The sequence below is a fragment of the Nocardia sp. NPDC004582 genome, assembly GCF_053602115.1.
In genome coordinates this window covers 118,780-130,362 of record NZ_JBSGCY010000002.1, presented here as the reverse complement: position 1 = coordinate 130,362, position 11,583 = coordinate 118,780, and the positions used below count along the sequence as shown (strand labels likewise).

Annotated in this window: 12 protein-coding genes; 9 read left to right on the top strand and 3 right to left on the bottom strand. The window is 70.1% G+C overall.

Annotated elements, in window-relative coordinates; translation table 11 throughout:
* Window positions 1-17 precede the first annotated feature (17 nt).
* From pyrF to ACWELJ_RS01305, 9 genes are all read left to right on the top strand, one after another.
* Complete coding sequence (gene pyrF / locus ACWELJ_RS01345) at window positions 18-842, top strand: orotidine-5'-phosphate decarboxylase (protein ID WP_452364206.1); 825 nt, start codon at window positions 18-20, stop codon at window positions 840-842.
* Window positions 843-945: 103 nt separating this feature from the next.
* Complete coding sequence (locus ACWELJ_RS01340; protein WP_452364183.1) at window positions 946-1,794, top strand: patatin-like phospholipase family protein; 849 nt, start codon at window positions 946-948, stop codon at window positions 1,792-1,794.
* A 33-nt stretch (window positions 1,795-1,827) separates the two neighbouring features.
* The gene (locus ACWELJ_RS01335; protein ID WP_452364182.1) at window positions 1,828-2,256 is read left to right on the top strand and encodes a VOC family protein; all 429 of its coding nucleotides are present in this window, start codon (window positions 1,828-1,830) and stop codon (window positions 2,254-2,256) included.
* A 619-nt stretch (window positions 2,257-2,875) separates the two neighbouring features.
* The gene (mihF, locus tag ACWELJ_RS01330; protein WP_033086940.1) at window positions 2,876-3,199 is read left to right on the top strand and encodes an integration host factor, actinobacterial type; all 324 of its coding nucleotides are present in this window, start codon (window positions 2,876-2,878) and stop codon (window positions 3,197-3,199) included.
* Between the two features lie 7 nt (window positions 3,200-3,206).
* Complete coding sequence (gene gmk / locus ACWELJ_RS01325) at window positions 3,207-3,791, top strand: guanylate kinase (RefSeq protein ID WP_452364181.1); 585 nt, start codon at window positions 3,207-3,209, stop codon at window positions 3,789-3,791.
* 89 nt (window positions 3,792-3,880) lie between these two features.
* Entirely contained in the window at window positions 3,881-4,159 is a 279-nt protein-coding gene (gene rpoZ, locus ACWELJ_RS01320) for a DNA-directed RNA polymerase subunit omega (RefSeq protein ID WP_213556271.1), read from the top strand.
* 7 nt (window positions 4,160-4,166) lie between these two features.
* Window positions 4,167-5,387, top strand: coding sequence for a bifunctional phosphopantothenoylcysteine decarboxylase/phosphopantothenate--cysteine ligase CoaBC (gene coaBC, locus ACWELJ_RS01315; RefSeq protein WP_379097855.1), 1,221 nt, complete (start codon window positions 4,167-4,169; stop codon window positions 5,385-5,387).
* Window positions 5,388-5,585: 198 nt separating this feature from the next.
* Window positions 5,586-6,800, top strand: coding sequence for a methionine adenosyltransferase (gene metK, locus ACWELJ_RS01310; protein ID WP_452364180.1), 1,215 nt, complete (start codon window positions 5,586-5,588; stop codon window positions 6,798-6,800).
* Window positions 6,801-6,914: 114 nt separating this feature from the next.
* Window positions 6,915-9,578 (top strand): primosomal protein N' family DNA-binding protein, encoded by a 2,664-nt coding sequence (locus ACWELJ_RS01305; RefSeq protein WP_452364205.1) that lies wholly within the window; start codon window positions 6,915-6,917, stop codon window positions 9,576-9,578.
* A gap of 174 nt (window positions 9,579-9,752) precedes the next feature.
* Here ACWELJ_RS01305 and ACWELJ_RS01300 read toward each other — a convergent pair whose 3' ends face one another.
* Genes ACWELJ_RS01300 through ACWELJ_RS01290 form a run of 3 tightly spaced genes read right to left on the bottom strand, consistent with a single transcriptional unit; the run spans window position 9,753 to window position 11,517 of the window.
* Window positions 9,753-10,190, bottom strand: coding sequence for a MarR family winged helix-turn-helix transcriptional regulator (locus ACWELJ_RS01300; RefSeq protein WP_452364179.1), 438 nt, complete (start codon window positions 10,188-10,190; stop codon window positions 9,753-9,755).
* A gap of 10 nt (window positions 10,191-10,200) precedes the next feature.
* Window positions 10,201-10,626 (bottom strand): hypothetical protein, encoded by a 426-nt coding sequence (locus tag ACWELJ_RS01295; protein ID WP_452364178.1) that lies wholly within the window; start codon window positions 10,624-10,626, stop codon window positions 10,201-10,203.
* Between the two features lie 45 nt (window positions 10,627-10,671).
* Window positions 10,672-11,517, bottom strand: coding sequence for an SDR family oxidoreductase (locus ACWELJ_RS01290; RefSeq protein WP_452364177.1), 846 nt, complete (start codon window positions 11,515-11,517; stop codon window positions 10,672-10,674).
* Window positions 11,518-11,583: the final 66 nt, after the last annotated feature.

Sequence of the window (11,583 nt, the reverse complement as noted above, 5' to 3'; positions counted from 1 at the left end):
CCTCCGGCGCCGCGCGGATGACCAGCTTCGGGCTGCGGCTGCGGGAGGCGATGCGCGCGCACGGACCGTTGTGCGTGGGCATCGACCCGCATCCGCCGTTGCTGCGGGCCTGGGGCCTGAGCGAGGACGCCGCCGGGGTGGCCAAGTTCGCCGACGCCTGCGTGCGGGCGTTCGCGGGCCGGGTCGCCCTGGTCAAGCCGCAGGTGGCGTTCTTCGAAACCTACGGTTCGGCCGGAATGATGGTGCTGGAGGAGACCATCGCGGCATTGCGGGCGGCGGGCACCCTGGTGCTGGCCGACGCCAAGCGCGGCGATATCGGCTCCACCATGGACGCCTACGCGCACGCCTGGCTCGGTGACGGGCCGCTGGGCAGCGACGCGGTCACCGTGTCGCCGTACCTCGGATTCGGTTCGCTCGCACCGGCTCTGGAGCTGGCCGCGGCCAATGGTCGCGGGGTGTTCGTGCTGGCCGCCACCTCCAATCCGGAAGGCGCGGAGCTGCAACGCATCACCGGCGCCGACGGCCGCACCATCGCCCAGCGCATGGTCGACGACGCCGCCGCGGCCAATGTCGGAGCCGAATTCGGTTCCGTCGGTGTGGTCGTCGGCGCGACCCTGACCGAGGCCCCGGACCTGAGCGCCCTCAACGGGCCCATCCTGATGCCGGGTGTGGGCGCGCAGGGCGGGGGAGCGGACTCCATCCGTGCCCTGGTGCCCGCGCGCGACCTGGGCGCGGTGCTGCCCAATGTCTCGCGTGAGGTGCTGAAGGCCGGTCCGTCGGTGGCCGCGCTGAAGGAGAAGGTCACCGAACTGTCGGAGGAATTCGCCTTCCTGCAGCGCTGATTCCAGAACAGAGTTGCTCGTGGCACCGGGTCCGATCCGGTGCCACGAGTCTTTTCGGAGGGATATCCTCCGTTTCCTTGCCTGTCGCGGATACAGTGGGCTCATGTCTGCCGCGATGCCGCCCAAGGGAATTCACCGTGCGCTCGTACTGGGTGGAGGTGGTGCGGTCGGCCTGAGCTGGATGGCGGGTGTCGTCATCGCCCTGCGCGAGGCCGGCATCGACCCGGCCGCGGCCGACCGAATCGTCGGCACCTCCGCCGGAGCCGTCGTCGGCGCGGCCCTGGCCGCCGACGTCGACCTGAACCTGCTGTTGCGGCGGCCCGACACCGGGACCGCCGAACTCGAGCCGATCAGGTTCGACCCGAACAGCTTCGGCGAGATCCTCGACCTGCTCGCCACGCGCGGCCTGGACCCGGCCGAGGCGCGTCGTCGTGCGGGCGTCCGGGCCCTGGAGATGAACCTCGGCGACCCGGCCGCGCACATCGCCCGCATCGGCGCGTTCGTCGGCCACAGCGACTGGCCGCAGCGTGATCTGCTGATCACCGCCATCAGCGTCGACACCGGGGAACTCCAAGTCTGGACCCCCGACGGGAAGGCCACGCTGCCCGAGGCATTGGCCTCGAGCACCGCGGTTCCCGGTGTCTTCCCGCCGATTCCGATCGACGGCGTCCACTACTTCGACGGCGGCATGCGCTCGCCCATCAATGCCGATCTGGCGGCGGGAGCCGAGCGGATGCTGGTCATCGAACCGCTGGCGCACCTGTTCCCGCACGCCCCCTCCGACCGCGATCTGGGCGGCGCGGCAACGGTGTTCGTGGTCCCCGACGCCGATGCCATCGCCGCCTTCGGCCCGAACCTGTTCAGCGCGGACGCGCTGGTGCCCGCCTACGAGGCCGGGGTGCGGCAGGGCGGGGAGACGGCGCCCGGGCTGCGGGATTTCTGGCTGGCCTGAACCGGACCGCTCGGTAGAAAGGTGGGATTTCTCATGTCCGACGCCGCCCTGGGACTGCTCTCGTACGCCCAAACCCGCATCCTGGTCGACGATTTCGCGTCCAGCTTCCGGTTCTATCGCGATGTGCTGGGACTGCGGCTCAAGGCCGAGATCGAGGGCGATGTGCCCGAGACCGAGGACGGGCCCTACGCCTGCTTCGCCGTCGGCACGCAGGATCTCGCGCTGTTCACCCGCGCCTACATGGACGCGGCCATCGGCGCCGAGCACCGGCCGCGCGGCGAAATCGACACGGCCGTGGTGGTTTTGCGGGTCGCCGACGTGGACCAGGCGATCGCCGTGCTGCGCGAGCGCGGCGCGGTCGTCGTCGGCGAGCCCGCCGACCAGCCCGCGTGGGGCATGCGCGTGGGTCATGTGCGCGCTCCCGAGGGCACGCTCGTGGAGTTGTGCCAGTACTCGGACTGATCCGAGCTTGTTCGCCCTCGGCGAACCATCCGGCCCTGTGAGGTGACGGTCGAAGCCCGATCGAACGCTTGTCCGGATCGACCCGCTCCCGCCCGCCCGGGCGATGGGCGGGTCCTCGCATGTATCGGCCGGGTTTCGCGCGTCAGCGGCCGCGTGAGGGCCGGAAACGGGCCGTCCGGGCGTCGAGCCAAGTGGCGGCACCGGGTCCGACCTGCATCGGAAGGTGTCTGATTTGCGAGTTTTCAAGGTCTCGGAACGGGCCTCGGTGATGCGCGACACGCGCTACGGATTCGAACGACACGCCGAGAAATCCAAGAAAAATCCAGGTCGCGTGATTACAGCTCGGTCACGGTTTCATCCGGGGCCAGTCCGGGCCCTCGAACGCCCGGTCGAGAACCCGAAAAAGCCCTGGCCGCAAGGCTATTCGCGGCCGTGCCGAGCCGCCGGCCGCGCCCGGTGCGGCGGCGCCCCCGGCGGTGTGCATCCGGCCCGGTCGCGCGCCGAATCACGCGCTGACCTGGGGGGTGGGTTCGCAATCGGCAAGCGTCGTGGGTACGGTCGCTGAGACCACCGGGTTACCGGAGGTAGATCAAGCAATGAACGATGAGACGGAGGAACCGTGGCCCTTCCCCAGCTGACTGACGAGCAGCGCGCCGCTGCTTTGGAGAAGGCGGCTGCCGCTCGCCGCGCTCGGGCGGAGCTCAAGGAGCGCTTGAAGCGTGGTGGCACCGATCTGAAGACGGTCCTTGCGGACGCCGAGAAGGACGAAGTCCTCGGCAAGATGAAGGTTTCGGCCCTGCTCGAGGCCCTGCCGAAGGTTGGCAAGGTCAAGGCTGCCGAGATCATGAGCGAGCTCGAGATCGCTCCCACCCGCCGCCTGCGCGGACTGGGCGACCGGCAGCGTAAGGCGCTGCTGGCCCGGTTCGACTTCAGCGCCGAATAATCCGAGGGTGGTCGAACACACTCGGAAGGGTCGACTGGTAGTACTGGTCGGCCCCTCGGCCGTCGGCAAGTCCACCGTCGTGCGCTGCGTGCGCGAACGACTGCCCGAATTGGTATTCAGTGTGTCGGCCACCACCCGGGCTCCGCGGCCCGGGGAGGTCGACGGCCAGGACTACCATTTCGTCACCCGCGAGAAGTTCGACGCCATGATCGATGGCGGCGAAATGCTCGAATGGGCCGATATCCATGGTGGACTGCAGCGGTCGGGCACCCCGGCCGCACCCGTGCGGGAAGCGCTCGCCTCCGGACACCACGTCCTGATCGAGGTCGACCTCGAAGGCGCGCGCTCGATCCGCCAATCCATGCCGGAAGGCCTGCTGGTCTTCCTGGCCCCACCCAGCTGGGACGAGCTGGTGTCCCGCCTGACCTCGCGCGGGACCGAATCGCCCGAGGTCATCGAGCGTCGGCTCCAGACCGCGCGCACCGAACTGGCCGCGTGTGACGAGTTCGACATCGTGATCGTGAACGACCACGTGACCAGCGCCTGCGAGCAGTTGGTATCGTTGTTCGTTAGCACAAATTCGGGGTCCTAGTTCTCGAACCGCGGAACCCGAACATCCGGCTCATCTTCGAAGTGAGCCGGGAAGCCATCCTTCCGAACAACCCCGCAGGAGCCTTCCTAGTGAGTACGGACCTCAAGACCGTTCCCGCCTACGACACTCCGGTCGGCCTCACCAACCCGCCGATCGACGAACTGCTGGAGCGGACTTCGTCCAAGTACGCGCTGGTCATCTACGCGGCCAAGCGCGCGCGGCAGATCAACGATTACTACAACCAGCTCGGCGACGGCATTCTCGAATACGTCGGTCCGCTGGTCGAGCCGGGTCTGCAGGAGAAGCCGCTGTCGGTGGCCATGCGCGAGATCCACGCCGACCTGCTCGAGCACTCCGAAGGGGAGTAAAACCGCGGTGACCCGAGTCGTCGTCGGCGTCGGCGGCGGTATCGCCGCCTACAAGAGCTGCAACCTCGTGCGCCGGTTCACCGAAACCGGGCACGAGGTTCGTGTCATTCCCACCGAGTCGGCGCTGCAATTCGTCGGCAAGGCCACCTTCGAGGCGCTGTCCGGCCATCCCGTGCACACCGGTGTCTTCGCCGATGTGCCCGAGGTGCCGCACGTGCGCCTCGGCCAGGAGGCCGATCTGGTCGTCATCGCCCCCGCCACCGCGGACCTCATGGCCCGCGCCGCGCAGGGCCGCGCCGACGACCTGCTCACCGCGACGCTGCTGACCGCGCGCTGTCCGGTCCTGTTCGCCCCGGCCATGCACACCGAGATGTGGGAGCACCCGGCCACCCGGGCGAACGTGGCGACACTGCGCGCGCACGGCGCGACCGTGATGGAACCCGCCTCGGGCCGCCTGACCGGCACCGACACCGGTCCGGGCCGGCTGCCCGAGCCGGAGGAGATCTTCGGGCTGGCCCGGCTGCTGCTCGAGCGCGCCGACGCGCTGCCGCGCGACCTGGAGGGCCGCCGCGTGGTGGTCTCGGCCGGCGGCACCCGTGAGGCGCTGGATCCGGTCCGCTTCCTGGGTAACCGGAGTTCGGGCAAGCAGGGCTACGCCATCGCGCGCCTGGCCGCTCAGCGTGGCGCGCAGGTGACGCTGATCGCGGGCAACACCATCGGCCTGGAGGCCCCGGCCGCCGTCGAGGTGGTGCACGTGACCTCCGCCGACCAGTTGAAGGTGGCCGTCGACAAGCACGCGCTCGGCGCGGACGCCGTCATCATGGCCGCCGCGGTCGCCGATTTCCGGCCGGTCAACGTGGCCGCGTCCAAAATCAAAAAGGGTGCGGGCGAACCGAATTCGATCGAGCTCGCCAAGACACCCGATATCCTTGCCGGGTTGGTACAGGCTCGTCGCGACGGGCACCTACCGGGCACCGCGATCGTCGGCTTCGCCGCCGAGACCGGGGACGAGCACGCCGACGTGCTCACCCACGCCCGGGCCAAACTGGCCCGCAAAGGCTGCGACCTGCTGGTCGTGAACGCCGTCGGGGAAGGGAAGGCCTTCGAGGTCGATACCAACGACGGCTGGTTGCTCGGCGCCGACGGCACCGAGATCGCCCTGGACCACGGGTCCAAGGCGCTACTGGCTAGCCGAGTGCTGGACGCACTCGGTCCCTTGCTCCGCTGAAGCCTCGGCACCGCAGGGTTCGGACACCTTCCGCGCAGGTCGCGGCGGGTGTCTGAGTCGCAATACGTCCGTCACGGCGGTGGTTCGCCCCTGTGACGAACATATTGGAATAACCTGAGACAAAGGGTTGTGCGATGGCGCGGAGACGCTACTGTCGCCACCCGATACGAGAAACCCGTTGAGGGAGAGGGAACAACTGTGCGCACGTCTGGCAGCCGCCTATTCACCAGTGAGTCGGTGACCGAAGGTCATCCCGACAAGATCTGTGATGCCATCAGCGATTCCATCCTCGACGCGTTGCTCGCGGCCGATCCGCGCAGCCGGGTCGCGGTGGAGACCCTGGTGACCACCGGTCAGGTGCACGTGGCCGGTGAGGTCACCACCTCGGCCTACGCCGACATTCCGACCATCGTCCGCGAGAAGGTCCTGGAGATCGGATACGACTCCTCCGCAAAGGGTTTCGACGGCGCGTCCTGCGGCGTCAACGTCGCGATCGGCGCGCAGTCGCCCGATATCGCCCAGGGCGTGGACACCTCGCACGAGGCCCGCGTGGGCGGCGAGGACGACGAGATCGCCCGTCAGGGCGCGGGCGACCAGGGCCTGATGTTCGGTTACGCCACCGTCGAGACCCCGGAGCTGATGCCGCTGCCGATCTCGCTGGCGCACAAGCTGTCCCGGCGTCTGACCGAGGTCCGCAAGACCGGCGTGCTGCCGTACCTGCGGCCCGACGGCAAGACCCAGGTCACCATCGAGTACGACGGCGCCATCCCCAAGCGCCTCGACACCGTCGTCATCTCGACCCAGCACGCGGCCGACATCGACCTGGACAACCTGCTGGCCCCCGACATCCGCGAGAAGGTCGTCGACGCGGTCCTGTCCGAGCTGCAGCTGCCCAACCCGCTCGACACCTCCGACGTGCGCCTGCTGGTCAACCCGACCGGCAAGTTCGTGCTCGGCGGCCCGATGGGTGACGCGGGCCTGACCGGCCGCAAGATCATCGTCGACACCTACGGCGGCATGGCCCGCCACGGTGGCGGCGCCTTCTCCGGCAAGGACCCGTCGAAGGTGGACCGCTCGGCCGCCTACGCCATGCGCTGGGTCGCCAAGAACGTCGTCGCCGCCGGCCTGGCCGAGCGGGTCGAGGTTCAGGTCGCCTACGCCATCGGCAAGGCGGCCCCGGTCGGCCTGTTCGTCGAGACCTTCGGCACCGAGCGGATCGACCCGATCAAGATCTCCGACGCCATCGGTGAGGTCTTCGACCTGCGGCCCGGCGCGATCATCCGCGACCTGGACCTGCTGCGCCCGATCTACGCGCCGACCGCCGCCTACGGCCACTTCGGCCGCACGGATGTCGATCTGCCGTGGGAGCGCACCGACCGCGCGGAGAAGCTGCGCGCGGCCGCCGGGCTGTAATTGACCGGCACCCAACAGTTCTCGACGGGAGCGTCGGGCACGGAGTCCCCCTCCGAGCCCGACGCTCCCGCCGTCGTTGGCACCGCTCCCAGCGTCGTTGGCACGGCACGCCCCATCGCCCGCGTCCTGCCCCTGCTCGAACCCGCCCACCTGGACCGCGATTTCGACTACGTCGTCCCTCCTGAGCTGGACGACATCGCCCAGCCGGGCGTCCGGGTCCGAGTTCGCTTCTCCGGCCGCCTCATCGACGGCTACCTGCTCGAGCGCCTCGAAAGATCCGCCCACACCGGCAAACTCGTCCGCCTCGAACGCGTGGTGTCGGGCGAGCGCGTCCTCACCCCCGAGATCCTGAAGCTCGTCACCGCCGTCGCGGCCCGCTACGCCGGCACCCGAGCCGACGTCCTGCGCCTGGCCATCCCGCCCCGCCACGCGAAGGTCGAAACCGAGGGCACGGACAAGCCCGAAAAGCCCAAGCGCGCTTCGAAGAAGAACGCCGCCGCCGAATCGATCACCGCTGTCGACGGGGTCGTCGACCTCGACGCCGTCGCACCCTCCGGCGCGGAACAACCGGACGATGCGGCCGCCGCGTCGGCCACCTCGGCATACCGAACCGCTGACGGAATTGCCGCGCAGGCTGATCCGCGCCGCGACGACTCCGCGGCCGCCGATTCCGACACCGCGGCGAGCGGCACGGTTACCGACGGTGTCGTATCCGGCGATGCCGCGCCGATCGCCGATGCCGCGGCCGTCGAAGAGTCCGCGGTCGTCGGCACAGTCGGTGATCCCGCTTGCGATGTCGATGTCATCACCGCGGGTGAGGCGGTCGGCGGTACTGGCATCGAGCAGGTGCGGACGCCTACTGCGGTCGAATCCGCGAGCCTCGAGGTCACGGCAGATACCGCGAACACCGCGAACGGTCCTGCCGCACAGCGCGATCGGTCCGTGCCCATCGGCGCAACCGATGACTCCTCGATGGCGTCGAACGGCGCGAACGGGTCGAACGGCCTGGCCGGGTCGCCAGTCGAGACCGGGGCGGACGGCGTGGCGCGCCCGGACGGCTTGACCGGGTCGGACAGGGAGGCCAAGTCGCAGGGCGAGACGGGGCCGCAAGCGGTGAGCACTGCTTCGCCGCGGTCGTGGGCGTCCGAGTTCCCCGAGTGGGGCCGGTACGCGCACGGGCACTCGTTCCTGGGTGCGCTGGCGGCCGGGCGGGGGCCGCGGGCCGGGTGGCAGGCGTTGCCGGGGGAGGATTGGGCCAAGCGGCTGGCGGAGTTGGCGGCGGTGACCGTGCGGGGCGGGCGCGGGGCGGTGATCATGGTGCCGGATCAGCGGGACCTGGATCGGGTGCTGGCGGAATGTGTTGCGCTGGTGGGGGAGTCGGCGGTCGGGTTGGCGGCGGGGTTGGGGCCGTCGGCGCGGTATCGGCGGTGGCTGTCGGTGTTGCGGGGGCAGGCCAAGGTGGTGGTGGGGACTCGCAGTGCGGTGTTCTCGCCGGTGCGTGATCTCGGGTTGATCGCCATCTGGGACGACGGCGACGATACGTTCGCCGAGCCGCGGTCGCCGTATCCGCACGCGCGGGAAGTGGCGATGCTGCGGGCGCACGAGACGGGCGCGGCGTTCGTGGCGGGCGGGTTCGCGCGGACCGCCGAGGTGCAGGCGATCGTCGAATCCGGGTGGGCGCACGACCTGCTCGCGGACCGGGCCGTGGTGCGGCAGGCGATGCCGCGCATCACCGCGCCCGGCGATACCGACGCCGCGCTGGAGCGGGATCCCATCGCGCAGGCGATCCGGATTCCGGCGGTGGCGTTCATGGAGGCGCGCAAGGCGCTCAAAGCCGGTGGGGCCGTGCTGGTTCAGGTCCCGCGCCGCGGCTATATCCCCGCCCTGTCCTGCGCGAAATGCCGGACCCCCGCACGCTGCCGCCACTGCAACGGACCTCTGGCGCTGCCGGACAGCGCGCCCGCGTCACGTGGCGCTTTGCGCAGTGGGCGAGAAGGTGTCGCCGAGGCGCAGAGCCCGGCCTGCCGCTGGTGCGGAATCACCGAGGCGGCGTTCCGCTGCGGTTCCTGCGGGTCGCGCGCGCTGCGGGCCGTCGTCATCGGCGCCTCCCGCACCGCCGAGGAGCTCGGTCGCGCGTTTCCCGGTGTGCCCGTGCGGGGTTCGGGCGGTTCCACGATCCTGAACTCCATACCCGAGGGCCCGCAGGTGGTGGTCTCCACCATCGGTGCGGAGCCCCCGGCGCCGGGCGGCTACGCGGTCGCCATGCTCCTCGATGGCTGGGCCCTGCTCGGCCGCGCCGACCTGCGCGCCGCCGAGGATGCCCTGCGCCGCTGGATGTCGGCCGCCGCCCTGGTGCGCTCCGACGGCCGCGTCATCGTCATGGCCGACGCCGGTCTGCCCACCGTGCAGGCCCTGGTCCGCTGGGACCCGGTATGGCACGCCGGTTTCGAACTCGACCAGCGCACCGAGGTCCGCTTCCCGCCCGCGGTCCGCTTCGCCGCCATCGACGGCACCTCCGACTCCATCGCCGAATTGCTCGGCGAGGCAAAGCTTCCCGGCGACGTGGAAATACTGGGGCCGGTTCCCCTGCCTCCGGGCGCCCGAAAGCCCTTCTCCTCCGGCGACTCTCCCGCCGAAGTCGAACGCATGATCCTGCGCGCCGACCGCTCCGGCGGCGCCGCCCTGTCCCGCGCGCTCACCGCCGCCCAGGCCATCCGCAGCACCCACCGCTCCGACGCCCCCCTGCGCGTCCAGATCGACCCGATCGACATCGGCTAGCCGGGAAACGAGTCAGCAGCGCCGGCCCGGGCCGGAGTGAACCCGCCGTTCAGCGCGTGCAGGACGCGGGCCACCCCGACGCGCGTCTGTCGCTGCCACGGCATCACCGCGGTGGCGGGAGTTTCCTGTGCGAGATCTTTTCCGATCGTCGCGCGGATCGCTCCTCGATCCTGGTCAGGGACCGGTGATCTCGTCGCGGGGGAGGGCGGCGAGCGCGGTGAGTGCGTTGAGGAAGCCGCGGCGGTCGGCGGCGGGCAACTTGGCGAGCAGCCGATCCTCCTGCGCCTGGATCTCGGCCTGGGCGGCATCGCGCAGGTGGCGGCCCTCGGTGGTGAGTGCGAGCAGCCGGGCCCGGCGGTCGGCCGGATCGGGGCGACGTTCGATGAGCCCGCGTTCCTGGAGGTCGTCGAGCACCGCGATGATCCGCGTCTTGTCCGCCCCGATCTCCTGTGCCAGCACCCCTTGACCCCGTGCCGGACCCTCGTCGAGCCGCAGCAGTACGACATACGCCCACATGGTCAGCCCGTGCGCGGCCAGCACCGGTTGCTCGGCCGCCATGAGGGCGCGGCCCAGGGGGACGATCATCGCTGCGAGGTCCGGACGGTCTGTCATGCGGACCAGACTATGCGGCGAGCCGGTGTGGCCTCTCGATCGTGTCGCCCGCGCGGGTCAGGATGGTGTCGGCGTCGAAGGTGTCGGCCTGCCAGGAATCGCGGCCGATGCCGATGCGGCCGTGCCAGGCGCGCACGATCTCGGTGTGGACGGGCCAGCGTACGAAGCGGCGCATGTCCCGTTCGGACTCCCACACCGAGATCGAGCCGCCCCGGAACTCCGCGGGCCGGCCCCACAACCACAGACCCACCGCGCCCTGCATGACCGGCCACGTCCGGCCCAGTTCCAGCCCCGTCGTATAGATGTCGCGTGCCTCGGCCTCGGAGTCCGCGAGGAAGTCGGTCACGCTGACGAATACCGGACCCGGACGCCGATCGTTCGGGCCGGGATTCCAGGGCATGAGCACGGTGCCTTCGGAGAATGATTTCGTATGCATATGTAGACGATAAGCTGATGCATACGAAATATTCAACGGTCGAAATCAGCGGAAGGCCGGTGCGACGCGCGCCGCCCACTGCGCGTACCCCGTCGCGGGACGTCCGAGGACCCGCTCGACATCACCGCTGACCAGCTGCTCCTCGGGCGTCGGCTCGCCGAGGATGGTGAGGGTGTGGTCCGCGACGGACTCCGGCATGAAGCGCAGCATGTTGACCCGGGCCTCCGCGCGGCTGAGCTCCACGAACCGCAACGGCTCCCCGAGCGCTCCCGCCAGCGCCTCCGCCTGATCGCGCGGAGTGACGAGTTCGGGTCCGGTCACGGTGTAGCTCTGCCCGTGATGGCCGTCCCGCGTCAGCGCGGCCGCGGCCACGGCCGCGATATCGCCCGGATCCACCTGCGGCAGACCGACATCCCCGAAGGGGGCGGGAATCATCCGTTGCGCGCGGACCGGTTCGATCCAGGCGAAGGTATTGGTGAAGAAGCCACCCGGCCGCAGCACCGTCCACTCGAGTTCCGAGGCCGCCAGTGCCTGCTCGAAAGCCAGCGTCCGCGCGTATCCGTCACTGCCGGGCCGGGTCACCGCGCCCTGCGAGGACAGGAACACCACGCGCCGGACACCCGCCGCCGCAACGGTTTCCAGCACCTCGGCGGGTGCGGGCCCCTCGACGAGCTGTGCTCCGGTGATGAGCAGGAACAAGCTGTCCGCGCCTGTCACGGCCTCGGCCAGGCTGCTCGGATCCCCGATGTCGGCGCGGCGGTGCTCGGCGCCGTGGGGTAGGTCGATCGGCTTCTCGCCGCGCGAGACGGCGACCACCTTCTCGCCGGCCTCCGCGAGTTCGCGCACGAGCGCGCTGCCGACATTTCCGGTCGCTCCGGTTACCACGATCATCTGTCTCACTCCTGAGTTAGTTGGCTGACTAAATCGAACATAGGCCACATGACCGGCCGTTGTCTA